Source organism: Chromobacterium sphagni (assembly GCF_001855575.1).
GTDB classification, from domain to species: Bacteria; Pseudomonadota; Gammaproteobacteria; order Burkholderiales; family Chromobacteriaceae; genus Chromobacterium; species Chromobacterium sphagni.
Map to the genome: position 1 here is coordinate 622,092 of NZ_MKCS01000002.1, position 22,361 is coordinate 644,452.

The 22,361-nt window shown below is 62.1% G+C and carries 26 protein-coding genes, 1 tRNA gene and 1 pseudogene; 6 read left to right on the forward strand and 22 right to left on the reverse strand.

Translation table 11 applies throughout. The features are described from left to right. Nucleotides 1-26: 26 nt before the first annotated feature. The 14 genes from BI347_RS18635 to BI347_RS18700 all read right to left on the reverse strand — a co-directional run bounded on the left by BI347_RS18635 (nt 27) and on the right by BI347_RS18700 (nt 13,258). On the reverse strand, nt 27-740 hold the full coding sequence (locus BI347_RS18635; RefSeq protein WP_071116705.1) for a substrate-binding periplasmic protein: 714 nt from the start codon (nt 738-740) through the stop codon (nt 27-29). 719 nt (nt 741-1,459) lie between these two features. Next, nucleotides 1,460-3,478 (reverse strand): hypothetical protein, encoded by a 2,019-nt coding sequence (locus BI347_RS18640; RefSeq protein WP_071116706.1) that lies wholly within the window; start codon nt 3,476-3,478, stop codon nt 1,460-1,462. Continuing rightward, a complete protein-coding gene (locus BI347_RS18645) occupies nt 3,479-3,811 on the reverse strand; it encodes a DUF2304 domain-containing protein (protein ID WP_071116707.1) in 333 nt (110 codons plus the stop codon). It lies immediately after the preceding gene. Then, nucleotides 3,808-4,497 carry a glycosyltransferase family 2 protein gene (locus BI347_RS18650; RefSeq protein ID WP_071116708.1) on the reverse strand — a complete coding sequence of 230 codons (690 nt, stop codon included), beginning with the start codon at nt 4,495-4,497 and terminating at the stop codon, nt 3,808-3,810. The genes BI347_RS18645 and BI347_RS18650 overlap by 4 nt, the downstream gene beginning before the upstream one ends. Before the next feature lie 3 nt (nt 4,498-4,500). Beyond that, a complete protein-coding gene (locus BI347_RS18655; RefSeq protein ID WP_139167261.1) occupies nt 4,501-4,866 on the reverse strand; it encodes an EamA family transporter in 366 nt (121 codons plus the stop codon). Between the two features lie 378 nt (nt 4,867-5,244). Beyond that, nucleotides 5,245-5,332 (reverse strand) — tRNA-Ser (locus BI347_RS18660). A gap of 103 nt (nt 5,333-5,435) precedes the next feature. Continuing rightward, nucleotides 5,436-7,106: a DNA repair protein RecN gene (recN, locus tag BI347_RS18665; protein ID WP_071116710.1), complete on the reverse strand. Its 1,671-nt coding sequence runs from the start codon at nt 7,104-7,106 to the stop codon at nt 5,436-5,438. Between the two features lie 19 nt (nt 7,107-7,125). Next, nucleotides 7,126-8,001 carry an NAD kinase gene (locus BI347_RS18670; protein WP_071116711.1) on the reverse strand — a complete coding sequence of 292 codons (876 nt, stop codon included), beginning with the start codon at nt 7,999-8,001 and terminating at the stop codon, nt 7,126-7,128. A gap of 9 nt (nt 8,002-8,010) precedes the next feature. After that, complete coding sequence (locus BI347_RS18675; protein WP_071116712.1) at nt 8,011-8,679, reverse strand: response regulator transcription factor; 669 nt, start codon at nt 8,677-8,679, stop codon at nt 8,011-8,013. Further along, a complete protein-coding gene (locus BI347_RS18680; RefSeq protein ID WP_071116713.1) occupies nt 8,679-10,967 on the reverse strand; it encodes an ATP-binding protein in 2,289 nt (762 codons plus the stop codon). The genes BI347_RS18675 and BI347_RS18680 overlap by 1 nt, the downstream gene beginning before the upstream one ends. A gap of 87 nt (nt 10,968-11,054) precedes the next feature. Continuing rightward, nucleotides 11,055-11,585 carry a peptide-methionine (S)-S-oxide reductase MsrA gene (msrA, locus tag BI347_RS18685; RefSeq protein WP_071116714.1) on the reverse strand — a complete coding sequence of 177 codons (531 nt, stop codon included), beginning with the start codon at nt 11,583-11,585 and terminating at the stop codon, nt 11,055-11,057. A 9-nt stretch (nt 11,586-11,594) separates the two neighbouring features. Then, complete coding sequence (locus BI347_RS18690) at nt 11,595-12,521, reverse strand: histone deacetylase family protein (RefSeq protein ID WP_071116715.1); 927 nt, start codon at nt 12,519-12,521, stop codon at nt 11,595-11,597. Between the two features lie 7 nt (nt 12,522-12,528). Continuing rightward, the gene (locus BI347_RS18695) at nt 12,529-12,744 is read right to left on the reverse strand and encodes a DUF1653 domain-containing protein (RefSeq protein ID WP_071114960.1); all 216 of its coding nucleotides are present in this window, start codon (nt 12,742-12,744) and stop codon (nt 12,529-12,531) included. A 58-nt stretch (nt 12,745-12,802) separates the two neighbouring features. Beyond that, entirely contained in the window at nt 12,803-13,258 is a 456-nt protein-coding gene (locus BI347_RS18700) for a GNAT family N-acetyltransferase (RefSeq protein ID WP_071114959.1), read from the reverse strand. A gap of 67 nt (nt 13,259-13,325) precedes the next feature. Here BI347_RS18700 and BI347_RS18705 point away from each other — a divergent pair, with 67 nt between their 5' ends. Together BI347_RS18705 and BI347_RS18710 are read left to right on the forward strand one after the other, a co-directional pair. Continuing rightward, entirely contained in the window at nt 13,326-14,273 is a 948-nt protein-coding gene (locus BI347_RS18705) for a tRNA dihydrouridine synthase (RefSeq protein WP_071116716.1), read from the forward strand. Between the two features lie 203 nt (nt 14,274-14,476). After that, on the forward strand, nt 14,477-16,009 hold the full coding sequence (locus BI347_RS18710) for a mechanosensitive ion channel family protein (protein WP_071114957.1): 1,533 nt from the start codon (nt 14,477-14,479) through the stop codon (nt 16,007-16,009). A gap of 55 nt (nt 16,010-16,064) precedes the next feature. On the opposite strand, the gene BI347_RS24225 is transcribed toward BI347_RS18710, so the two are convergent. After that, on the reverse strand, nt 16,065-16,211 hold the full coding sequence (locus BI347_RS24225; RefSeq protein WP_167359420.1) for a hypothetical protein: 147 nt from the start codon (nt 16,209-16,211) through the stop codon (nt 16,065-16,067). A gap of 16 nt (nt 16,212-16,227) precedes the next feature. Further along, complete coding sequence (locus BI347_RS18715; protein ID WP_071116717.1) at nt 16,228-16,824, reverse strand: LexA family protein; 597 nt, start codon at nt 16,822-16,824, stop codon at nt 16,228-16,230. 257 nt (nt 16,825-17,081) lie between these two features. Here BI347_RS18715 and BI347_RS18720 point away from each other — a divergent pair, with 257 nt between their 5' ends. From BI347_RS18720 to BI347_RS18730, 3 genes are read left to right on the forward strand one after another with little or no spacing between them, the layout of a single operon-like run. Beyond that, complete coding sequence (locus tag BI347_RS18720; RefSeq protein ID WP_071114955.1) at nt 17,082-17,309, forward strand: ParD-like family protein; 228 nt, start codon at nt 17,082-17,084, stop codon at nt 17,307-17,309. Beyond that, complete coding sequence (map, locus tag BI347_RS18725) at nt 17,306-18,097, forward strand: type I methionyl aminopeptidase (protein ID WP_071114954.1); 792 nt, start codon at nt 17,306-17,308, stop codon at nt 18,095-18,097. Before BI347_RS18720 ends, map begins: the two co-directional genes overlap by 4 nt. A 3-nt stretch (nt 18,098-18,100) precedes the next feature. Next, nucleotides 18,101-18,793, forward strand: a complete 693-nt coding sequence (locus tag BI347_RS18730) for a helix-turn-helix transcriptional regulator (protein WP_071116718.1) — start codon at nt 18,101-18,103, stop codon at nt 18,791-18,793. A gap of 71 nt (nt 18,794-18,864) precedes the next feature. Here the strand turns inward: BI347_RS18730 and BI347_RS18735 are convergent, their stop codons facing one another. The 4 genes and pseudogenes from BI347_RS18735 to BI347_RS18745 all read right to left on the reverse strand — a co-directional run bounded on the left by BI347_RS18735 (nt 18,865) and on the right by BI347_RS18745 (nt 21,171). Continuing rightward, nucleotides 18,865-19,437, reverse strand: a complete 573-nt coding sequence (locus tag BI347_RS18735; RefSeq protein ID WP_071116719.1) for a type 1 glutamine amidotransferase family protein — start codon at nt 19,435-19,437, stop codon at nt 18,865-18,867. A 142-nt stretch (nt 19,438-19,579) separates the two neighbouring features. Next, a complete protein-coding gene (locus BI347_RS18740; RefSeq protein WP_071116720.1) occupies nt 19,580-19,879 on the reverse strand; it encodes a hypothetical protein in 300 nt (99 codons plus the stop codon). 43 nt (nt 19,880-19,922) lie between these two features. Continuing rightward, nucleotides 19,923-20,174: pseudogene (locus tag BI347_RS25050) on the reverse strand (TMEM175 family protein); the annotation flags it as partial. 82 nt (nt 20,175-20,256) lie between these two features. After that, on the reverse strand, nt 20,257-21,171 hold the full coding sequence (locus BI347_RS18745; RefSeq protein WP_071116721.1) for an alpha/beta hydrolase: 915 nt from the start codon (nt 21,169-21,171) through the stop codon (nt 20,257-20,259). 140 nt (nt 21,172-21,311) lie between these two features. Between BI347_RS18745 and BI347_RS18750 the strand changes: the two genes are divergently transcribed. Then, the gene (locus BI347_RS18750) at nt 21,312-21,758 is read left to right on the forward strand and encodes a helix-turn-helix domain-containing protein (protein ID WP_071116722.1); all 447 of its coding nucleotides are present in this window, start codon (nt 21,312-21,314) and stop codon (nt 21,756-21,758) included. Here BI347_RS18750 and BI347_RS25055 read toward each other — a convergent pair. Next, nucleotides 21,676-22,038, reverse strand: a complete 363-nt coding sequence (locus BI347_RS25055) for a GrpB family protein (RefSeq protein WP_204378105.1) — start codon at nt 22,036-22,038, stop codon at nt 21,676-21,678. The genes BI347_RS18750 and BI347_RS25055 overlap by 83 nt on opposite strands. After that, nucleotides 21,942-22,355 (reverse strand): GrpB family protein, encoded by a 414-nt coding sequence (locus tag BI347_RS23725; RefSeq protein ID WP_071114948.1) that lies wholly within the window; start codon nt 22,353-22,355, stop codon nt 21,942-21,944. The genes BI347_RS25055 and BI347_RS23725 overlap by 97 nt, the downstream gene beginning before the upstream one ends. Nucleotides 22,356-22,361: the final 6 nt, after the last annotated feature.

A 22,361-nucleotide genomic window follows, 5' to 3' on the forward strand; every position in this document is an offset into this window, starting at 1 on the left:
CAATGCCGCCCATTGGGGCGGCATTTTTATTTGGCGCGGCAGCTTTCGACCGCGTTGTTGAACTGCGGCAGGAACTGCGGCCCCTCCCTGGCCAGGAAGGCCTTGCCGAAATATACCCCCAGCGGCAGGCTTTCCAGCAGCTCGCTGCGCAATTCGGCTTGCAGGCCCATGCTGGCGATCAGCGAGTCCACCGCGTAGGCGTTGCCCAGAATGGCGTCGACGTGATGGTTCAGCAGCATTCGCAACAGTTGCTCGCTGCTGGTCGGCATGGCGGTCAGCCGGTAGCCGTGGCTTTTGAGCCAGCCGTCCATGTTCGAGCCGCTGAAGGCGCCGATGCGCGCCTGCTGCTTGAATCCCGGATCGGCCGGCGATAGCGGCGCGTCCTTCAGCAGATACCAGCGGCGCTGATAGGAAAGCAACGAGGCAGACAGCACCGCGTAGCCGTCGCGCTCGGTGGATGGGGTGGCGGCAAAGAAGCCATCGGCCTGGCCGTGCTGGACCTGCCACTGCGCGCGCGGCCAGGGCAGGAATTCCAGCGCGTAGCTCCGCTGCATCCTTTTCAGCGCGCAGTCGACGACCTGCACGGCCAGCCCGTCGGGAATGCCATTGGTTCTGACGAAGGACAGCGGCGGCTGCAGGTGGGTGCTCAGGCGGATGGATTCGGATGCCGCCGCCGCGCAGGCTGGCGCGGTCGGTAGCGAGAGGGCAAGCAGTAGCAGGAATCTATGCAGCTGCGGCATTGGGTTTCCATCGGGTATTGCGCCGCAAGCGGCGAGGGGGCTGTCTTTATGCAGATTAAGGAGCGGAAGATGGAAAGTACAAGGCTTTTCTGCGCGCATTGTTCTTGATGGTCAGGCGGGGGGCAGGGCGGCGCGAACATTGCCGCATTTTTCAGACTTGCAGCCGTGAGTTTCGCGCCGTCCGCCATCGCAGGTTTTTCCCGGGAGTCGCGGCTTGCCTTCTTGGTTGGTGAAGTTGCCTAAAAAATAATCGGTTGGGTTTTGTTCTTTTATTTCATTGCTTTGCTGGATCTATCCACAGTTTGCCACCAGGCTTATTCCGGGGTGGCGTGGGAAAGTTCTGTTATTGCTCAATTTTTGGTCTATTTGCGCAAGTTGTTCAATGTAAAGATAAAACGCCGGCTATCCCAAGCTTGTCCACAGCTTTGTTCTATATCGATGTGGATTGTGTTTGAAAGTGAAAAATATTGCGAGCTTTGAATGGTCTGCAGGTTTGTCGGGCCGAAATTCAGCAGTCGGAAGGAGCGAGGTGCCTTTGGCCCGGTGTTGCAGGCATTGCAGTCTGCGGCAGGTAACGCCAGACGGTTCGCGTGAAAGCAAGGGGCTGTGTCGTCTGGGTTTTCTGCCTGTTCGCAAACTTGCCCCAGTCTTTGCGAGTCGGGCCGCGCGTTCAGGTGGATTTGTTCGATCGATCCGGTTTCGAGCAGTCGGCATGATGGCTAATCGCGGCATCCATGCGAGGCTTGAGTCGCCCGAATGCTGGGGTGGAGTGGTCTGGCAAACAACAGCACGCTTAGCAATTGCATCAACAATACGCCGGGGTAGGCATAGCGATAAGCGGGGAAAGGGATGACGACAGCCAGAATCGCGATGGACAGCAAAGGCAGCAGGAATGCCAGCGCCGCGCCGGTATCGCGGTGGTTGACGAGATACAGTCCCACGATGAATATGCCCAAGATGAATGGCAGAGCGGGTTTCCAGAATAGCCAGAAGTGGTTTTCCTGCTCCGACCAGAGCTGATAGTTCTGGATTTTCAATCGCAAGGCTGGCCATTTTGTTCGGCTTTCACCTGCCAAGTCGATGAAACGCTTATCCACTCCGTCGTAGCCGAGGGTGGCTGTGGTCTGGAACGGTTTCTGATCTACCCCGGTATGCCAAAGCATTTCCGTTATGCATGCTTGCCGTTTCAGTGCAAAGTCCGGGTGTTCATAGGCGAGACGCAAAACAGTCATTGCCATGGTGGTTTGATGCTGGTGCAGATGTTTCAAGTATTCAGTCTGCGTAAACTCCATGTTGCTGAATATTGTCCCTATGATGTCATCTGTCATGTGGCAGGAGAATTTCTTCCACTTGTCTTTTGGCATAAGGGTAAAGAACGGTTCCGCTTGCTTTTCCGGTACATTTACCTCGCTTGCAATGGCGGCATTGAATAAGTGAAAGATGTACCAATTGGCGAACATGCCTAGTGGCAGGGTGTAGGTTGGCGCGTGGTGTTGCGTGTCTTGGTGCTCACTGATTTCTTGCACCGCTAGAGAAGTGAGAATCTTGGGAGTGATTAAGGCGACGGCGATGGCAATCGAACCTATCGCGATTGCCCATCGGTTTTTTTGACGCCAGAAAAGCAGGGCCAGTGTCGTAACGAGCACCAGCATGACGACGGGCATGGCGTTGGTCCGCATCAGACCTGAAAACACGGCGCTGAAGGCCAGCGCGCCCAACATGCCTGGCGAGGCCTTGGGTCGCCGGAATATGGCGAGCAGGGCCCAGGTGAAAAAAAGTGCGCCTATCAGGCTTAGCGGATCCTTGCCTAATCCAGTGAAAAATGCAAAGTACTGGGGTGTGGCGGCAAGGATGATGGCGGCCCCCATAGCTATGATGAAGGGGACTCCGCGATGGCGGAGTTGGTGAAGCACCATGCCTGTGCCTAGGGCAGCCGCGGCGCTTTGCAAAACCAGCATGGGCAATGGGGAGCTGCTAACAAGCGTGAACAGCCGCATGAGGTAGGTTGCGGGAAATCCCAGCGCGGGTAGCAGTTCTCCACGGTTTGCAGCCTGAGTCCATTGTAGCGAGCCGTCATAGCTGGCATTGCCGGGAATATAGGCGAGCAATGTCAGGCTTGTCGTGAGTAGAAATGGTAGCGCGAGATAAATGATCTCCATGCGTTTGGGAGCGCGCGTTTGTTGGCTGTAGTGATGGTTCATGCGCCAGGCGATGGCAGTTAATAGTGCGAGAACTGCTAAGGCTATTGCAACTTGGGTGCCTGTGGAATACAGGGTGACATCGCCGCTCGACGGAACAGGAGAGGTCGGACCGCCGAGGGTCAGCATGGTGACTGTTTCGGTGCTGGATTTGAGGTCGATCTTTTGCAGATAGCCCGCAGCGCCGCTGAGCGTGACGCTGCCCGCAGCTGGGAAATGCAGCAGGCCGAAGGCCAGCGGTATGCTGTGTGCCCGGATCTCAACTGGTTCGACTGCGCCTTCCGCAGCGAGTACTGTGGAATCTTGCCTGTGGGTGATGCTCCAGCCGGATGCCGGGATGGTCAGATCGCCGCTTCTGAAGTTACTGCCGTAGAAAACAAGGTGAATGTGGCCGATTTGTCCGGGTGTGGGCTCCACGCGCAGGCGATATTCAGGTTGCTTATTTCCCAGGTCAAAGGAAAGAAAGAGCGCAGCGGCAGTGAGAAAAATCGCCAGCCAATGACTTATGGGAAGATGTAAGCGGATGGCCTTGAGCTTCATCTATTTTGATTCTTTCTCGGCTGGGCGGGCATCTCGCAATGCGATGTGTCTGGAAAGATTGGTCAGCGCAAGGTGCATAGCATTGAGATGGCGCGCAAGCAATACCAAGGCATTGATGATGGCAATCAGCAGCAGCATCAAGAAGAAGTCGAGGCCGCGGCCGATTCCAAAAAGGTGGGCGATCGTCGATGTGATATCAGGGTTCCATGCAAAATAAATCCCAGCACAATAGGATAGGCAAAGCAGGATTCGAAGCGCATTGGGCTTGATAAAGGCAAAGCTGTAAACGGCCATGAAAACGAATGCCGTGGTCAGCAGGATGCTGAATATCATTTGGAAACCTTTCCCATTAGTAGTTCCAGCAGAATGCGGATGGCGTTCGAGCCTTTTTGCCCCTTTTGAATGGAGTATTCCGTATAAACGATCGTGACGGGATGTTCGATATAGCGGACGCGGTTGGCGGCGATGTAGTCCAAAATTTCCGATGCGTGCGCCATGCGGTTCTGCTTGAATTCGAATCCGTGGCAGAAATGTCGTGTCAGTACGCGAAAGCCGTTGTGAACGTCGGTCAGCCGGATTCCCGATGTAATGCGGGTGTACAGCAATGCGGCGCTCAGCAAAAGCTTGCGCGATTTGGGAGTGTTGCTCGTCTTGTTAAGGAAGCGGCTGCCCAGCGCGATGTCTGCACCGCTTGCTTTAAGGGCGGCGAGCATCGGGGCGATTTCGCTGGCGTTGTGCTGGCCGTCGGCGTCGAAGGTGACGATGTATTCCGCGCCTTGTCGCATTGCATAGGTGATGCCTGTCTGCAGTGCAGCGCCTTGTCCCAGGTTCATTGGGTGCGACAACACGTGGGCCCCCGCCGCTTGGGCCTGCTGGGCGGTAGTATCGCGCGAGCAGTCGTCGCAGACCACGACATTGCTGAAATGGGCGCGTACGCCAGCAACGGTTTTCGCGATTGTGGCACTCTCGTTGAAGGCGGCGATGACGACCCAGATATGGTCTTTTTTATTGAGAGGCATGCTTTAATCAGTTCCTAGTATGATGACGCCCAGCATGATGATCGCCAGCCCGGTCAGAAAGCGCGGCGTCACGGTTTCGCCAAAGAAAAACCAACTGCCCAGTGTGGCGACCGCCATGCTTATGATGGTGAAGGGGTAAGCGCGGGAAAGCGGTATGAAAGTCAGTAGCCATATCCAAAAGACCAGCAGAAGGCAGTAGCTGGTCGCGCCGGCAATGAAAGGCCAGTCCAGCGCCAAGTGCAGCAGGCGCATGAGGGGGGTCTTCTGTTCATGGGCAACTTGCCGTTGTGCGGAATATTTGAGCAGCAGTTGCCCTCCTCCCATTCCAACTGAAAAAAGAACGACTGGGAAGATGTGGTTCGCTTTCATGTGTAGCTCCGTTTATGGGGGGGAGGCGCTCGGAGCCAAAAGAGGCGGCAGGCGCGTCGGCGCGATGGGCCCGACTCGATTGTTGAGGAGAGGCTGCCGAATAGTGGGTGGCTGGACGGATTCTTTGCCTGGTAGCCGCTGTTTGGCTTGGTGAATTCGAATATTTCGGATCTACGTGAAGCAGGATGCGGTCGGGGCGACCATCCAAGGCGGGTGAGGGGGGGTATGGGCTTTGCGCATTTGATTAAGGGACTTCACGCGGCTTTGTCGGACTTGCTTGAGCTAGGTATTGGTTTTGTGCGTATGATGCTGAACGCTAGGTTTTGAGCAGGCCGGCGGGGGGCTTAAGGCCGGTTTTGAACCGTGCTGTATTTTTATTGGCGGAAGCGGTGAGATTCGAACTCACGGATGGCTTCCCATCGCTGGTTTTCAAGACCAGTGCCTTAAACCACTCGGCCACGCTTCCTAGGTTCAGCTTGTCGTTAACTTCAAAATCGCCGCATTAAATTGCCCTGATACGCTTCCAAATTAACTAACGACCGCATTCTATCCGCAAATGCCCACTTTGGCTAGAGGTGCGCGGCGTTCGAGGCCAGCATTTCCGCCGCGTGCTCGCGGGTGGTTTGCGTCAGTTCGGCGCCGCCCAGCATGCGGGCGATCTCCAGCACGCGCTGCTCGGCATCTAGCGGTGCGATGCGGCTGAGCACCTGGCCTTTCTGCGCGCGCTTGCTGACCTGCCAGTGCTGTTTGCCGCAAGATGCCACCTGCGGCAGGTGGGTGATGCACAGCACCTGGTAGCGCTGGCCCAGGTCGCGCAGCATATGGCCGATCACCTCCGCCACGCGGCCGCCTATGCCCACGTCCACTTCGTCGAAGATCAGCGTGGGTACGCTGGCCACCTGGCTGATCACCACCTGCATCGCCAGGCTGATGCGCGACAGTTCGCCGCCGGAGGCCACCTTGGCCAGAGGGCGCAGGCTGGTGCCGGCGTTGGCCGCCACCAGGTATTCGATGGATTCCATGCCGTGGGCGCCGGGTTCGGCCAGCGCGGAGAGCTCAATGGCGAAGCGGGAGCCACCCATCGCCAGCCGCTGCATTTCCTTGGCGATGCGCTCGGACAGCTCGCGGGCGGCCTGGCGGCGCTTGCCGGACAGCGATTCTGCCTGCGCGCGGTAGCGGGCCAAACAGGCGGCTTCGGCCACGGTAAGGGCTTCGATGTCCACGCTGGCTTCCAGTGCCGATAGCTGCTGCTGCCAGTCCGCCAGCTTGTCGGACAGATCCGCCGGCTGGATGCGGTACTTGCGCGCGGTGCTCATCAGGAGCTCCAGCCGGCGCTCCATTTCCGCCAGTTGGCCCGGGTCCTGGTCGATGTCGCTGGCGTAGTCGCGCAGGCTGTAAACCACTTCGCGCAGCTCGGCGTCCACCGAATCCAGCAGCGACAGGGTGTCGGACAGCCGCGGGTCCAGGCTGGACAGCTTGGACAGCCGGCTTTGCACCTGGGCCAGCAGCGTCAGGCAGCTGTTGTCCTGTTCGGACAGCGTGTCTACCGCCAGCTGCGCGCTCTGCACCAGTTCGGCGGAGTTGGCCAGCCGTGTATGGCTCTGGCTCAGCGCGTTCCATTCGTCAGGCTGCAGGTTCAGATCGGACAGCTCGCCTATCTGCCAGGTCAGGCGCTCGCGCTCCACTTCGGATTCGCGCGACAGCCGTTCGGCGTCGTTGCGCGCCTGGCGGGCGGCTTGCCATTCCTGCCAAGCCTTGTGCACGTCGCGCGCCAGCGCGGTGGAGCCTGCGTAGGCGTCCAGCAGCTGGCGCTGGGTTTCCGCCTTCATCAGCGACTGGTGCGCGTGCTGGCCGTGGATGTCGACCAGGAATTCGCCCAGCTGCTTGAGCTGGGTCAGGGTGGCGGCCTGGCCGTTGACGAAGCTTTTGGAGCGGCCGCTGCGGTCTATCAGCCGGCGCAGCAGCAGTACGCCCTCGTCGCCGGACAATTCGTTCTGTTCCAGCCAGGCGTCGATTTCCGGCCTTTGCTCGGTGGAGAATTCCGCGGTGATTTCCGCGCGGTCGGCGCCTTCGCGCACTTGGGCGCCTTCGGCCCTATCGCCCAGCAGCAGGCTCAGCGCGTCCAGCAGGATGGATTTGCCCGCGCCGGTTTCTCCGGTCAGCACGGTGAAGCCGGCGGCGAAGTCCAGCGCGATGCTGTCGACGATGACGAAGTCTTTTACGGTCAGCGAGAGGAGCATGGTGTTTGGTCTGTGCGGGTTACATCAGGCGCTCGCCCCAGTGCAACTTGTGGCGCAGCATGTCGTAGTAGTTGTAGCCTTCCGGGTGCAGTATGCGCAGCGGATTGCGGTAGCGGCGGATCAGCACCCGGTCCATTTCCATCAGGTCGCAGTGCAACTGGCCGTCGAAGTACACCCGCGCGTCCAGTCCGCGGGTGAGCATGAATTCCACCTCGCAGGAGTCGTTGACGGCAATCGGTCGATTGGACAGCGACTGCGGGCAGATCGGCACCAGCGCGATGGCCTGCAGCGTGGGGTGCAGGATGGGGCCGCCGGCGGCCAGCGAGTAGGCGGTGGAGCCGGTGGGGGTGGCGACGATCAGGCCGTCGGAGCGCTGGCTGTAGACGAACTGGTTGTCGATGAAGATTTCGAATTCGATCATCGAGCCGACGGCGCCTCGGCTGAAGGCCAGATCGTTGAAGGCCAGCGCGCTGGCTACTTCGGCGTCCTCGCGAATGACGGAGGCTTGCAGCAGGATGCGGTCTTCCGGCACGAACTGGCCGTGCAAGATGGCGTCGATCGACGTCAGCATCTCGTGCAGCGGGATGTCGGTCATGAAGCCCAGCCGGCCCTGGTTGACGCCGACCAGCGGCACGCGGTACGGCGCCAAGAGACGGGCGATGGAGAGCATGGTGCCGTCGCCGCCCAGCACGATGGCCAGGTCGGCCAGCTTGCCCATGTCGTTGCGGTCTATCAGCGCATGCTCGCCGGCCTCGTCCTGGCCGAGGCTTTCCTTGTCTATCAGCACGGTGGCGCCGCTGGCGGCCAGGTGGTCGGCCAGCTGCAGCAGCGAGGCGGTGATGCCGGGCTTGCCGTGCCTGGCCACCAGGCAGATGTGTTTGAACAGTCTTTCCATTCGTCGATTCTACTGGTTTGGCGGGGCTTCGTTGAAAAAACTGTCTTCGCTGCGCTTCTTGCCGGTGGCTTCCAGCGCTTTCAGGTAGAAACGCACCAGGTCGGCCAGCGAATCCACCCCCAGTTTGCTGAACAGATTGGCGCGATGCACTTCGATGGTGCGCGGCGACAGGTCCAGTTCGCGGGCGATCTCCTTGCTGGACAGGCCGTCGGCCACCAGTTCCAGCACTTCGCGCTCGCGGCCGCTGATGCGGGAGAGCTGGCCCATCACCTCCTGGGTTTCCTCTTCCTTCTGGTGCTGCTGGATGCTCAGCCGGATGCCCTTGCGCAGGCTGTCTATCAGCCTGGCCTGGTCTATAGGCTTGGTGAGGAAATCTATCGCGCCGGTCTGGAAGGCGCGGCGGCATTGCTCGATGTCGCCATGGCCGGTGATGAAGACGATGGGGATGGCGATGCCGCGCTCCATCAACTGCTCCTGCAGCGCCAGGCCGGTGATCTGCGGCATGCGGATGTCTAGCACCAGGCAGCAGATCTGGTTGCCCAGATAACCATCCAGAAACTCCATGGCATTGGGGAAGGTGATGGTTTTCATGCCCTGGGCGGTAATGAGCATGGCCAGTGAATCGAGTACCGCCGGGTCGTCATCGACAATGAAGACTGTGGGGGTGGTATTTTGCATCAGGCTTCTACTCCGGATGGTGCCGCCACGCTGCGGGTGCTGCATGGCAGGTCGATGATGAATTCCGCTCCCGAGCCGGGCTTGTTGCCGGCGATCAGTTTGCCGCCGAAGGCTTCTATCGCGGTTTGGCAGATCGCCAGCCCCAGGCCCATGCCGTTGGGCTTGGTGCTGAAGAACGGGTCGAAAATCCGGTCCAGCTTGTCGGGGGCGATGCCGCAGCCATTGTCGCTGATGATGAGCTGCACCCGCTCGCCCTGCCGGCGGGTGGTGAGGCTCAGCCGCCCCCAGGGGCGGGTGTGCTCCATGGCTTCCACCGCGTTGCGCGCCAGGTTCAGCACCACTTGCTCCAGCTGGATAGTGTCAGCGTATACCAACGGCAACTCGTTTGAGAAGTTTTGCTCGATGTGGATGTCGTGATCCTGCAGTTCGTAGTCCAGCAGCGATAGCGCGTTGTGCACAGCCTGATTCAACTGTACCGGAACCAATTGCTGGTTCTTGCGGGTGACGAATTCGCGCAGTCGGTGGATGATGCGGCCGGCGCGGTCGGCCTGGCTGACCGAGGAGGTGAGCGCGCGGCGCAGCATGGCCATGTCGATTTCATCGTCGTCCAGCAGGCTGAGACCTGCCTGGCAGTAGCTCATGATGGCCGATAGCGGCTGGTTGATCTCGTGGGCGATGCCGGATGCCATTTCGCCCATGGTGTTGATGCGCGCCACGCGCGCCAGCTCCATCTCGTGCTGGCGCAGGCGGGTTTCGCTGGCCTCCAACGCCGCCAGCATGCGGCGGCGTATCGGCGCGGTGTCGCGGAAAGTGAGCACCGTGCCTATCAGTTGGCCGCTGCGGCCCAATAGCGGCGCCACCGCGCCTTCCACCAGCAGCTTTTCGCCATTGTGGCGTTTCAGATAGCAGTTTTGCGCCAGATAGACCACTTGTTGGCTGGAGATGGCCTGCTCCACCGGATCCTGCACCGGGTTGCGCGAGAATTCGTAATGCAGCGGCGCGATCTGCTGCAGCCGCCTTTGCAGCGCCTGGGCGGCGGGCAGGCCGAGCAACGTCTCCGCCGCCGGGTTCAGATATTGAATGATCTGTCGGGTGTCTATGCTGATCACGGCGTCGCCGATGCCGCGCAGGGCGACGCTGGCGTATTCGCGCTCGCGGAAAATATCGTCCTGTATCTGCTCGCGAGCCTGGCGGTTGTATTCGAGTAGCGCCAGGATCACCCATAGCAGGTAAGCGGGCAGCAGGGCGAACAGCGCGCTCAGCAGGATTTCGCCGGCGGAGGCGCGTTCGAACTGCAGTTGGCGGCTGAGGATCAAATCATAGGGCAGCGCGGCACTGGACAGGCTGACGCGCTGGCTGAGGCGGGGGAGCGCTGCGGCGAGCCAGTTGTCGGCCTGGCCATCGGTCTGGCGCAGCAGCGGCATGATGGCGCTATCGGCGCCGCTGTCATGCCGCTGCAATTGCAGCGTGTAGCGGCCCTCCAGCGGTGGCGGCAGCGCCAGCAGGGGTTTCAGGTACAGCACCTGCATGATCACGCCGTCGGCCTGTTCGACGCGTATCATCGGCACCGGTGACGGCGGCGTGTTGCGATAGACGGTCTGGAACAGCGCCAGCCCCGGTTCGCCGCCGCGCAGCTGCAGTGTGGGCGAGGAGGCCTGGCTGTGGCCGAGCGCGCGGTTGACCGACGAGGACAGCACGCTGTCGTCCAGCAGGTCCAATCCCATTTCGTGCCAGTCGCTTGAGCCCAGGCCAGGCTCCGCCATGCTCAGCGGCAGGTAGCGCGGCCGTTGCGGTGCCTTGCGCCAGGCGGCGGCGTCGCGCCAGTCGTTGCGCTGGTTGTGCAGGTAGTCGCGAATGAAATAGGGCTGGCCCAGTCGTTGCGCTTGCTGCCGTTCGAAACCGGCCCGCGCGGCCTGATCGACCAACGGTTGATAGCCGATGAAGTAGAGTTGCGGCTGGCTTTGCGCCGCGGACAGCGCCAGCGAATGGATGCGCGCCTGCCGGCCGGGATGCGCGTTGCTGATGATGTCTGCCACCTGGTCTTGCAGCAGCTCGCTGCTGCGCAGGCGGTGAGTGATGTTCTGCCGCAGGAATTCCATGGTCTGGTGGAACTCCTGGCGCTGCAACTGGATGTCCAGCAACAGGGTGTGGACCAGCAACAGGCCGAAGCCCAGCAGCCAGCACAGCGCGCTCAGCCATTTGCTGCGGGTGGACGTTTTGTGCAGCAATCGCAGATGGGTCTTGAGCGCGCTGAGGGTGGAGGGGCGGGGCACTTCGACGTCTGACATGCTTCTGGCTTTGATAGGTGCGAGTATGATGGAGTACTTGCCGCAGGGCAGGCGCCATTATACCGGCGGCGTCGGGCTTTGCGCCCTCTAGTTTCGCAATAGGGCGGCGAATTTCCGCCGGATCTTCGCCAGTTTGGGCGAGATCACCAACTGGCAGTAGTTCTGCTGCTGGTTCTGCGCGTAGTAATTCTGGTGGTAGCTTTCCGCCGGATAAAAGCGCGCGGCCGGTTCGACGCGGGTGACGATGGGGGCGTCGAATACCTGGTCTTGCTCCAGCTCGCGCATGATCGCGGCGGCGGCGGCGCGTTGCCCATCGTCCAGATAGAAGATGACCGACGCGTACTGGCTGCCGACGTCATGTCCCTGGCGGTTGGGCGTGGTGGGGTCGTGCACCGCGAAAAACACCTGCAGCAGCGTGGCGTAGTCTATCAGAGAGGGATCGAAGCTGATTTCCACCACCTCCACATGGCCGCTGTCGCCGGAGCAGACCTGCCGGTAGTCGGGATCAGCCGTCCGGCCGCCGCAATAGCCGGATGTCACGCGCTCCACCCCTTTGAGCTGGGAGTAGGCTGCGTCCAGGCACCAGAAGCAGCCGCCGCCTAAAATTGCCTTTTTCATGACTTCTCCTTAGCGCTGCGACGGGGCGGCCGGGCTGGGCTCGCTCCCGCCAAAGATCCGGCATGCCAGTCTGACGGTTTCCGTCTGGATTGTCACGGTATCCTCAATCGGCACCGCGTAACCGCCGGCCATGGTAAGCACCAGCGCGGCATCGTAGCGCCGGCAGGCCTCCATCACCATCCGGTCGCGTCTGGCCAGCCCTTCCCGGCTCAGTGCCAACCGGCCAAGCCGGTCGCCGCGGTAGGGGTCGGCGCCGGCCAAGTAAAACACCAGATCGGGCGCGGACTCGGCAAACAGCCGCGGCAGCGCATCGGCGAGGATGGATAGATAGCGGGCATCGCCGGTGCCGTCCGGCAGGTCGATGTCCAGGCTGCTGGCGCTGCGGCGGAACGGGAAATTGCGCGCGCCATGCATGGAGAAGGTGTAGACGCGCGGCTCGTCAGCGGTGATGGCGGCGGTGCCATTGCCCTGGTGCACGTCCAGATCTATCACCAGCACGCGGCGGGCGCGACCCTCGCTCAGCATCAGCAGGGCGGCGACGGCGACGTCGTTGAACACGCAGAAGCCGCTGCCGTGTTGGCGGCCGGCATGATGCGTGCCGCCTGCCAGGTTGACGCCGCAGCCGTCCAGCAGCGCGCTGCGGCTGGCGGCGACGGTGGCGCCGACCGAGCGGCAGCTGCGTTCGGCCAGCTGCGGAGACCATGGCAGGCCGATTTCGCGTTGCAGCCGAGCGTCCAGCGTGCCTTGCATCACTGCATCGATGTAGGCCGGATCGTGGGCCTGGGCCAGTTCGTTGGCGCTGGCGGCCGGCGCCGGCTCCATCCGCTCCGCGGCGAAGAGGGCTACACTATCGGCCAGCAGGCGGTATTTTTCCGCCGGGAAGCGGTGGCCGTCGGGCAAGGGCAGCGGGAACTGGTCGGTGCGGTAGATGCGCATCGCGGGCTCACCGAGCCGGCATCAGGCGGAAGCGCGGCACTTGTCGTCCCTCATGCGCAACCATCTCGTCGAACATGCTTGCAGGCCTGGTCCACAGGCTGTAGTCGCCGTAAAGCGCGCGGTAGACCACCATGGGCTCCAGCGTCTCCGAATGCTTGGCGATGCCCAGCACCTGGTAGAGCCGGCGGTCGCGGAAGTGCTGGTAGATTCCCTGTTCTGGCATGTGGGTTCCTGGGCTTGGCGGCAAGGGCTGGCGAGCATGCCGCAGGCCGCGATGATCGTCAAGAATGCCGGCTGTTCCAGTAATACACCCGGAAATCCTCGTCCAGCTTGAAGCCTTGGCTCTGGTACAGCTTTTGCGCGTCCAGATTGTCGTGGGCGGTCTGCAACATGATCTCGCCGCCGCCCATGTCGCGGGCGTATTGCTGGCAGCGCTGCGCCAGCATCTGGCCGAAGCCCTGGCCTCTGGCGTCGGGCGCGACGAACAGGTCGTGCAGCACCCAGCAAGGCTGCAGCGATAATGAGGAAAAACCGGTGTACATCATGGCAAAGCCCTGTGGGCGATTGTCCGTGCTGACGACGAAGGCCACGGCCTGGCGCCGGCGCAGCCTTTCGCTCAGAAAATCGAGGCATTGCTCCGGGGGCTGGCTGACCTTGTAGAAGGCCAAGTAGGAGGTGAACAGCGGCAACCAGCTGCCGACGGATTCCGGCGTGGCGATGTTGAGGGTGGTGGTCATCGACAATCTCCGTCATGTTCTTGTGGCGGCTGCGTTACAATAACGCCCTTTTTCAGTAGGTTAGACAATGAAGCTGGTGCTTGCCCCGATGGAGGGTCTGGTTGACGATGTGATGCGCGATGTGCTGACCCGCATCGGGGGCATAGACATGTGCGTTACCGAGTTCGTGCGGGTCACCTCGGCGCTGCTGCCTACACGCACTTTCCTGCGCCTGGCACCGGAGCTGGAGCGTGCGGGCAATACCCGCGCCGGCGTGCCGGTGCGGGTGCAGCTGCTGGGTTCGGATGCGGCCTGCCTGGCGGAAAACGGCGCCAAGGCCGCCAGCTTGGGCGCGCCGGGCGTGGACCTGAATTTCGGCTGCCCCGCGCCCTCTGTCAACCGCCATCGCGGCGGCGCTGTCCTGCTGAACGAGCCGGAGTTGTTGCACGAGATTGTTTCCGCCATGCGGCGAGCGGTGCCTGCCGGCATCCCGGTGACCGCCAAGATGCGGCTGGGCTACGAGGACAAGAGCCGGGCGCTGGAGTGCGCGCAGGCGATAGAAAGCGCCGGCGCCGCCGAGTTGACGGTGCATGGCCGCACCAAGGTGGAGGGCTACCGGCCGCCGGCGCATTGGGACTGGATCGCGCGCATTCGCGAGGCCATCGCCATTCCGGTCATCGCCAACGGCGAGGTATGGACGCTGGACGATTACCGGGCGATTCGGCAGGAAAGCGGTTGCGATACCGTGATGATAGGCCGCGGGCTGGTGGCGTGTCCGGACCTGGCGGCGCGAATCGTGGCGGGCGACGGCGCGGGTCCGATGGAGTGGGCCATCATGATGCCCTGGGTGGCGGATTTCTTCCGCCAATGCTGGGAGAAGTCGGGTGAAAACCGCTACCCGGTGGCCAGGCTGAAACAGTGGCTGGGTTTGCTCAAGCGCACCTGGCCGGAGGCGGGGCAATTGTTCGAGGCCATACGCCGCGAGCAAGAGCCTGAAAGCATTCACGATATCCTGATGGCAAGGCTGGGTAAGTAGATATACTCATACCGCAAAGCGGGAACTATTGTTAACATCAAATGGCGTCTTGTTTTGGTATAAACAAGACGCTGTAATTTCTGCCGGCCAGCTCGGCTGCGGATCTTACACTTCCCCGATACCTTGCACCCCTCCCTCGCGGGAGGGATTTTTTTTATCTGCCGCCCGGGCTGTCTATAAAACAAAAAACTGGCGGAGATAGCATGGAACCCCTTCCCGCGGTCGGTTGGCTGGAACGGCTGATCCCAGCTGTCTGGTATGGCTCGCTGACGGTTTTTGTTGCCGTCACCGCCGCCTTCGCCCTGATGCTGTATCTGCTGCGGCCGGACAGCCGCAAACGGGTGCTGCGCACGCTGCTGATCACGCTGGCGGCCCTGCTGGTGGTCAACTTCAGCAGCCAGATCGCTCCGGGGCAAATGGTGCGCCAGGGGGCCGTGGTGGTGATGGGCCTGGCGCTGATCCGCTTGTGGGCGATGCTGCTGTTCCGACTGTTCATGCCCGTCCTGCGCCTGCATCCTCCCCGCATTCTGGAAGACATCCTGGTCACCGTCGGCTATGTCGGCTGGGGCTTGGTGTTGTTGCGGCTGGCGGGTCTGGATCTGAGCCACATCGTCACCACCTCCGCCGTGATTACCGCCGTGCTGGCTTTTTCCATGCAGGACACGCTGGGCAATATCCTGGCCGGCCTGTCGTTGCAATTCGATAACTCGGTGGAAATAGGCGACTGGGTCAAGGTGGGGGATCTGGTGGGACGGGTGGTGGAAATCAACTGGCGCGCCACCACAGTGGAAACCCGCAATTGGGAAACCTTGGTCATTCCCAACAGCGTGCTGATGAAGAACCACTTCGCCATATTGGGCAAGCGGCATGGCTGTCCCCAGCAATGGCGGCGCTGGGTGTGGTTCAACATCAACTGGGACACGCTGCCCACCCAGATCATCACCGTGGTGGAAAAGTCGCTGCGCGAGGCGCAGTTGCCCGGGGTGGCGCTGTCGCCTGAGCCCAATTGCATACTGATGGGTTTTGAAAACGGCTACAGCCGCTACGCGGTGCGCTACTGGCTGACCAATCTGGCGGCGGACGACCTGACCGACTCCATCGTCCGCACCCATATTGATGCGGCGCTGCGCCGCCACAACCTGCGCATGGCCTCGCCTTTTTACAATGTGCTGACCATCAAGGAAAACGAGAAGTACATGGAGGCGCGGATGAAGAAGCACCTGGAGGAGCGGGTGCTGGCGCTGCGCAAGGTGGAGCTGCTGTCCAGCCTGAACGACGAGGAAATGGTGGTGCTGGCCGATCAACTGAAGTTCACGCCCTTCGTCACCGGCGACATCATCATGCATCAAGGTTCGGTGGCGCATTGGCTGTACATCATGTTGTCAGGCGAAGTGGAGGTGTGGGTGAGCATGCCGGACGGCAGCCGCAAGCTGGTGGATGTGCTGAAGGCGGGCAGTTTTTTCGGCGAGATGGGGTTGATGACCGGCGAGTCCCGCTCCGGGACGGTCATCGCCCGCTCCAATGTCGAGTGCCTGCGGCTGGACAAGGAGGCGTTTCAGACCATTCTGGTATCGCGCAAGGAGTTGGCGGAAACCATCTCGTCCATCCTGGCCGAGCGTCTGGAGGAGCGACGCAATCGGATGCCGGAGGAGTTGTTGGCCGGCGATGGCGAAGCCCCGCGCCGCGGCGAGCTGGTGGAGCGCATCCGTAATTTCTTCGGCCTTAGCAAGCATTGACTGGTGTCTTGTATGCGCCCGCCGACACGCGGTTCGGCAACTGCGTGACACCAGGTCAGACAAACTGCACCGGCATGAAAAAATTGCGTCCCGGCCGGCTCACCAGCACTTGCGGCTGGCCCTCTATCATGGCGCGGTAAGGCCTTGGCAGCCGTTTCCAGTCGTTGAATTTCATCTTGATGCAATCGCTTGGCTTGCCCATCTGACTCTCCTCCAGACTAATCCACCTTGTGGATGACATTGGTCACCACGCCCCAGATCAAGAACGAAGCGTCCTCCGGCACGGGGATGGGTTGGTAGGCCGGGTTCTCCGGCAGCAGCCGCAGGCCGTTGGCGCTTTTTTCCAGCCTTTTCACAGTCAGTTCGCCATTGAGCGCGGCCACCACCACCTTGCCGTTGCGCGGCTCGCGGCTGCGTTCCACCAACAGCAGGTCGCCGTCATGGATGCCTGCGCCCTGCATCGAGTCACCTTTCACCGTCACCATGAAGGTATCGCCGGGGCGGCTGACCAGGTGGGCGTTGAGGTCGATGTCCGCTTCCTTCAGGTCATCGGTCGGCACCGGCGAGCCGGCTGGCACGCTGCCGGCGAACAAGGGCAGCGACAGCTCGCTCAACTGCTTGCCCAAGGTGCGGAAATTGCCGGCTTCTTGGCTGTTGGCGGTACGCCAGCTGCGGTAGTCGTCCAGCCACTGCCGCAGGATGGGTTTGAGCGGTTCCGGCACGCGCAGGGGGGCGGTCTTGTCGCCGCCGAAGGCGGACTTTCGCCCGGCGCCGTCGCGTTTGCCGCCGCGTTGCTTGTCTTTGTCTTGTTTCATATTTTGATTTTGTACATTATCAAAATGAAAAGCAAGCATGATGGCGATTTTTCCATCCGACGCTGTTCAGTGCCGCTGGCCGAGCAGGAAAACCAAGGCTTGCGGGTGTTGGCTGTCCGCCACAGCGGCCAGTGCGATGCCTGATTCCCTCCCCCCGGGTTGCGGCATGGCTGGAGGAGCCAGTCGAGACGCGGCACGGCTTGTGCGCGGCGGAAATTTGTTATACGTTTCGTTTATTGAACGTATATGGAACGGATATGGGCATAGTCAAGATTTCCGAGCAGATGCATGACAATCTGCGTACTGCCAGCGAGGCGCTGAGCCGTTCGATCAACTCCCAGGCCGAACACTGGCTGCGCATAGGCATGCTTGCCGAGCTGCACCCGGACCTGCGCTACAGTGAAATCTGCCAATTGCTGCTGCGCTCCAGCCAGGAGGGGCATCCGCTCGATCTGCAACATAAGGCGACGGAGACGGCGCGATGAGCGGGGTGAAGATCAAGTCGCCTGCCGACGTGGCCAAAGCGCGCGAGGCGGGCAAGCTGGTGGCGGAGCTGCTGGCGATGATAGGCGAGCATGTGCGGCCGGGCGTCAGCACCGAGGAACTGGATGCTATCTGCCGCGAGCACATCGTCAAGGCGCAGCGCGCCATTCCGGCCAATATCGGCTACTACGGCTATCCCAAGACCATCTGCGCCTCGGTCAATCAGGTGGTGTGCCATGGCATTCCGTCGGAAAAGCAGATATTGCAGGACGGCGACATCGTCAATATCGACGTGGCGGTGATCAAGGACGGCTGGCACGGTGACAGCAGCCGCATGTACTTTGTCGGCGCGCCCAGGCCCGAGGCGAAGAGGCTGGTGGAAACCTGCCATCAGGCGATGTGGGCCGGCATTCGCGAAGTACGCCCCGGCGCCACGCTGGGCGATGTCGGCCACGCGATCCAGACCGTCACCCAGCAGGCCGGGTTCAGCGTGGTGCGCGAGTACTGCGGCCACGGCATAGGCAAGGTTTACCACGAGGAGCCGGAGGTGCTGCATTACGGCCGGCGCGGCGCCGGCCTCAGGCTCAAGCCCGGCATGGTGTTCACCATCGAGCCGATGATCAACGCCGGCAAGGCGCCCACCCGCCAGCTAGGCGACGGTTGGACAGTGGTGACGCAGGACGGCTCCTGGTCGGCGCAGTGGGAACATATGGTAGCCGTGACCAACAATGGCTTCGAAGTGCTGACGTCGTGGCCGGACGGCGAGAGCGGCTATCCGGCGCTTGGCTGAGCCATGTCGCGCTCCGAACGTCTGTTGGATTTGCTGCAGCTGCTGCGCCGCCATCGTTATCCCGTGACCGCCGCCGCGCTGGCGGCGCAACTGGGCATCAGCGTGCGCACCGTGTACCGCGACATCGCCAGCCTGCAGTTGCAAGGGGCCGACATCGCCGGCGAGCCGGGGCTGGGCTACCAGCTGCGTCCCGGTTTTCTGTTGCCGCCCTTGATGTTTGCCGAGGAAGAGCTGGAGGCATTGGTGCTGGGCATGCGCTGGGTGGCAAAGCGGGCCGACGCCAGGCTGGCGGATGCCGCCGGCAATGCGCTGGCCAAGGTGGCGGCGGTGCTGCCTGCCGATCTGCGCTTGCAGCTGGAGGATGCGGCTTTGCTGGTGGGGCCGGCGTACGCATCGCCCACCGGCGTGGACATGGCGAGGTTGCGCGACGCCATTCGACAACAGAGCAAGCTGATTCTGCTCTACCGGGATGCCAAGGGGGAGGAGAGCGAGAGGGTGGTGTGGCCGTTCGCGCTGGGCTTCTTCGAAAGGGCGCAGGTGTTGGCGGCCTGGTGCGAGTTGCGGCGGGATTTCCGCCATTTCCGCTGCGATCAGATGCAACAGTGCGAAAGCCTCGATGAGCGCTACCCGCGCCGCCGCCAGGCATTGCTGAGGGAATGGCGGAAGCAGCAGGGCATCGCTGAGGACGCAGTTTGACGCCCACGGCGCCGCCGGGGCGTCGCCGATAAGGCCAGGCAAGCGCCTGCGGCGATGCGAACCGGCGGGTTTTAAGCGGGCCAGAGGTGTTCGGCAGCGTGTTGCGCCAGGTAGGCGTCCAGATCCGCGCCGCCGATATTCAGCGCGGCGAGAATTCCCGCCATGAAACTGACTGGAGCGGTGCCTGGGGCGGTGACGACACCCTGATCGGCAACCGCGTAGGGAACATCCTGATAGCAAGCGGCTCCGGCGTAGTTCGGCACCGACAGGTTTTCTGCCGAGTTGGACGTATGGCTGACGGTATCCAGCACGCCCGCTTGCGCCAGCACGCGGGTGCCGTCGCAAATGCCGGCAACCACGATGTTTCTGGCGTGGGCGGCGGCAACCAGGGCTGTGATGTCAGGGGCTTGGTCGGTTTGCCAGATGGTGCCGCCGCAAACGATCAGCAGGTCAAGCTCATCCAGCCGGATCGACTCTATCGCCAGATGCGGGGTGACCATCATGCCGCCCGAGGATGTCACCGGCGCGCCGCCGGGGGCGGCGAAGTGTATGTCGAAGCCGTAATAGCCACGATCGGCGGAGTTGATCAGGGCGGTTTCCCAGTCGGAAAAATTCTCGGTGATGATGGTGATGGCGCGTGTCATGAGGATTGCCCTTAATTAAGCTTTGAGTGGATGCCCGAGGCGTTGCCGCGTTTATCGGGCATCCAAACGTAAGCCATGCCTGAGTCAATTTCTGTCAGCAGCCTTGGCTTTCGGAGGAACCGAACCGGCTGTCGCCCGGCTTTTACTCCTTGCGCTCGGAAACGGCGTTCCATAGTGCCAGCGTCAGATGGATGGCGAGGCTGAGCCAGGCATTGAGCAGCGCCAATCGGGTGGCCAGCGCATAGCACAGCAGTTCCAGCCGGTAGCGCCGGTTGGTGGTGCGCATGCCGCGCGGATGCGGATTGGGCGCCAGCAGCTCAGGCTGGCGGTAGCCCGGGCGCCAGAACAGGTTGTAGGTAAAGGAGTTGAACACCTGCGTGGCGCCGTAGAACATCGTCGCCACCGTCCACATTTCCGGCTTGGCCAGGTATTCCGCCAGCACCGCGGTGGGATAAGGCAGGAAGCTTTACGCCCAGCAGCAACAGATTGGCCAGCAGCTGCCGGTTCACCCGGCGAATATATTTGAACAGCGCGTGGTGGTTGGCCCACATGATGCCTATGGTCACGAAACTGATGGCGAAGCCGGTGTAGCTGGGTCTGTGCTGCGCCAGGGCCTGCCACAATTCTCCTTCGCGCAGGATTTTGTCCGCGGCGGGCACCTTGATTTCCAGTATCGGCAGCGTGATGGCGATGGCGAACACGCCATCGCTGAAGGCTTCCAGCCGGGTGGTGCTAATTGTTCATGGTGGTCTCGGCCGAGGCGAAAAATGGAGGCGCATGGACTGCGCCTCCATCCATTCTAGGAAGTACCGGTCTTGCTTACAGGTGGGTGTGGAAGAATGCGTCCAGCTTGGCCACCGACGGCGCCACGTATTGCTCGCGGTCGTACAGGTCGATGTGGCTGGCTCCCTCCAGCAGGAGCAGCTCCTTGGGCTGCTGCGCCCTGTCGTAAGCCAGTTGGCTGAAGTAGCGGGTATCCGCCCGGCTGCCGGCGATCAGCAGCAGCGGGTGCGGCGCGATCCTCTCCACATGGTCGAACGAGGAATAGGCGGTGATGCGGTCTATGCTGCGGAACAAGTAACGGTTGGGCGAGTTGGGATGCTGGGCGCGGGCGGTGCGGTAATAGTCGGCTCCTTCCGCATACAGGCTGGGGGTGCTTGCGCTCACGTCGGCGGGCGTGTGCGGCAAGATGGGGTCGTAGCGCGGCGCGCCGCCCTGGGCCTCTAGGGTGCGCTCGCGGCCCACTTGTTCCAGCAGTTGCTTAAGCGCTTCAGTGCTGCCGCCGCCGCCCAGTCCTTCGCGGAAAAACAGGCCGATGTCGACGGCGCTGATGGCCGCAACCGCCCGGATGCGGCGTTCGGTCTGAGCGGCCTTGACTACATAGCCGCCAGAGGCGCAAATGCCCAGCGCGCCGATGCGTTGCGGATCGACCTGTTCATGGGTGGATAGGTAGCTTACCGCGCTGCTGATGTCTTCCAGTCGCGCCGCCGGGTCTTCCAGCAGGCGCGATTCGCCTTCGCTCTCGCCTTGGTGGCTGGCACCGAAGGCTAGCGCGATGAAGCCGCGCTCGGACAGTTTTTGCGCGTACAGGCCGGCGGTCTGCTCCTTGACGCCGCCAAACTGGTGGCTGACGGCGATGGCGGCGCGCTTCTCGCCAGGCTGGATGTCGACGGGCAGGTAAGGATGGTCGGCCATTTTCAGGCCGTTGTTGTTGAACCGGATGCTGGTTTTCATGGATGCTCTCTTGGTGAAGGCGGCGGGCGGCTGCCCTATGTCCGACAAGGTAGGGCAGGCGCCCCGGGGCGGATAGGGAGAGCGGTTCCTGGGAAAGTTATTCCCTGTTTGCGGAACGGGAGTTATGAAATGATGCGGCGATGAGCACAAACAACGAATTGGGCGAATTCCTGCGCGCGCGCCGCGCGCAACTGCGGCCGGCCGATGTGGGCGTGCCGGAACTTGGCTACCCGCGCCGGGTGCCGGGGCTGCGCCGCGAGGAAGTGGCGCAATTGGCCGGCGTCAGCATCGACTATTACACCCGCCTGGAGCAGGGGAGGCTGTCGCCGTCCCGCTCCGCGCTGGCGGCCATCGCCCGCAGCTTGCGGCTGAATGAAGACCAGGAAAATTATCTGTTGAGCCTGGCGTGTCACGGCGGCATCCGCCGCTACCGCTACGCCACGCAAAAGGCCGGCGAGCAGACGCTGCGCTTGCTGCGGCAATTGCGCGACACGCCGGCCATCGTCATTGGCCGCCACATGGACGTGCTGGCCTGGAATGCGCCCGCCGAGGCCTTGTACCTGGACTTTGCCGCCATTCCTCCCTAACAGCGCAATCTGATCCGCTTGTCCTTTCTCGATCCGGCGGTGCATGGCCTGTATCTGGATTGGGAAAGCAACGGTCTGACTCAGCCCGATTGCCAGCCGGTTCGCGCCGCCCATGGTCCACCGCCGGGTCCTTGATGTCGGGATAGCGGTCCGGATCGGCCAAGTGGGCAGCCCGCCGCCGCTTCAACTCGCCGTAGGCTGCGGACGTGGCGGGATGGGCGCGCAGATAGTCGCGGAACGGCAATGCATAGCGCTGGTTGGCGCTGCCGGCCCGGCGCACATGGATGTGGGCGCGGCGCTGGCCGACGAGCTCGCGGAAGAACAATTTTCGCTAATCGTCATCCGCGCCGGCGCATGATCCTGTTTGACCGGCCTATGAACGAATCCGCCTGCCGCCAGGCTTGCGATCACCGCGTCGTCCAGATCCGCCACCGCGACCTGGACGTCGATCACGCCCTTGGCCGCCAAACCCGGCACCGCGGTGTAGCCGATGTGGTCGATCCGCAGCGCCAGCGCCCCCGGCGTGGCCTGCAGTTGCCCGGCGGTCCGTTGGAACTCCTCCGGCCAGCGCGGCTGGTGTTCGATGATTTCCAGCATAGGCGC

Bases quoted from the DNA above. Each gene is read 5' to 3' on its own strand.
- BI347_RS18650 (WP_071116708.1), bottom strand. From the start codon at position 4,497: ATGCCTCTCAATAAAAAAGACCATATCTGGGTCGTCATCGCCGCCTTC.
- BI347_RS18710 (WP_071114957.1), top strand. From the start codon at position 14,477: ATGGAACCCCTTCCCGCGGTCGGTTGGCTGGAACGGCTGATCCCAGCT.
- BI347_RS18720 (WP_071114955.1), top strand. From the start codon at position 17,082: ATGGGCATAGTCAAGATTTCCGAGCAGATGCATGACAATCTGCGTACT.
- BI347_RS18705 (WP_071116716.1), top strand. From the start codon at position 13,326: ATGAAGCTGGTGCTTGCCCCGATGGAGGGTCTGGTTGACGATGTGATG.
- BI347_RS18745 (WP_071116721.1), bottom strand. From the start codon at position 21,171: ATGAAAACCAGCATCCGGTTCAACAACAACGGCCTGAAAATGGCCGAC.
- BI347_RS18730 (WP_071116718.1), top strand. From the start codon at position 18,101: ATGTCGCGCTCCGAACGTCTGTTGGATTTGCTGCAGCTGCTGCGCCGC.
- BI347_RS18735 (WP_071116719.1), bottom strand. From the start codon at position 19,437: ATGACACGCGCCATCACCATCATCACCGAGAATTTTTCCGACTGGGAA.
- BI347_RS18655 (WP_139167261.1), bottom strand. From the start codon at position 4,866: ATGAAAGCGAACCACATCTTCCCAGTCGTTCTTTTTTCAGTTGGAATG.
- BI347_RS18635 (WP_071116705.1), bottom strand. From the start codon at position 740: ATGCCGCAGCTGCATAGATTCCTGCTACTGCTTGCCCTCTCGCTACCG.
- msrA (WP_071116714.1), bottom strand. From the start codon at position 11,585: ATGAAAAAGGCAATTTTAGGCGGCGGCTGCTTCTGGTGCCTGGACGCA.
- BI347_RS18680 (WP_071116713.1), bottom strand. From the start codon at position 10,967: ATGTCAGACGTCGAAGTGCCCCGCCCCTCCACCCTCAGCGCGCTCAAG.
- BI347_RS18695 (WP_071114960.1), bottom strand. From the start codon at position 12,744: ATGCCAGAACAGGGAATCTACCAGCACTTCCGCGACCGCCGGCTCTAC.
- BI347_RS18690 (WP_071116715.1), bottom strand. From the start codon at position 12,521: ATGCGCATCTACCGCACCGACCAGTTCCCGCTGCCCTTGCCCGACGGC.
- BI347_RS18700 (WP_071114959.1), bottom strand. From the start codon at position 13,258: ATGACCACCACCCTCAACATCGCCACGCCGGAATCCGTCGGCAGCTGG.
- BI347_RS18640 (WP_071116706.1), bottom strand. From the start codon at position 3,478: ATGAAGCTCAAGGCCATCCGCTTACATCTTCCCATAAGTCATTGGCTG.
- BI347_RS18675 (WP_071116712.1), bottom strand. From the start codon at position 8,679: ATGCAAAATACCACCCCCACAGTCTTCATTGTCGATGACGACCCGGCG.
- BI347_RS18670 (WP_071116711.1), bottom strand. From the start codon at position 8,001: ATGGAAAGACTGTTCAAACACATCTGCCTGGTGGCCAGGCACGGCAAG.
- BI347_RS23725 (WP_071114948.1), bottom strand. From the start codon at position 22,355: ATGCTGGAAATCATCGAACACCAGCCGCGCTGGCCGGAGGAGTTCCAA.
- BI347_RS18645 (WP_071116707.1), bottom strand. From the start codon at position 3,811: ATGATATTCAGCATCCTGCTGACCACGGCATTCGTTTTCATGGCCGTT.
- BI347_RS18715 (WP_071116717.1), bottom strand. From the start codon at position 16,824: ATGAAACAAGACAAAGACAAGCAACGCGGCGGCAAACGCGACGGCGCC.
- BI347_RS24225 (WP_167359420.1), bottom strand. From the start codon at position 16,211: ATGGGCAAGCCAAGCGATTGCATCAAGATGAAATTCAACGACTGGAAA.
- map (WP_071114954.1), top strand. From the start codon at position 17,306: ATGAGCGGGGTGAAGATCAAGTCGCCTGCCGACGTGGCCAAAGCGCGC.
- recN (WP_071116710.1), bottom strand. From the start codon at position 7,106: ATGCTCCTCTCGCTGACCGTAAAAGACTTCGTCATCGTCGACAGCATC.
- BI347_RS18750 (WP_071116722.1), top strand. From the start codon at position 21,312: ATGAGCACAAACAACGAATTGGGCGAATTCCTGCGCGCGCGCCGCGCG.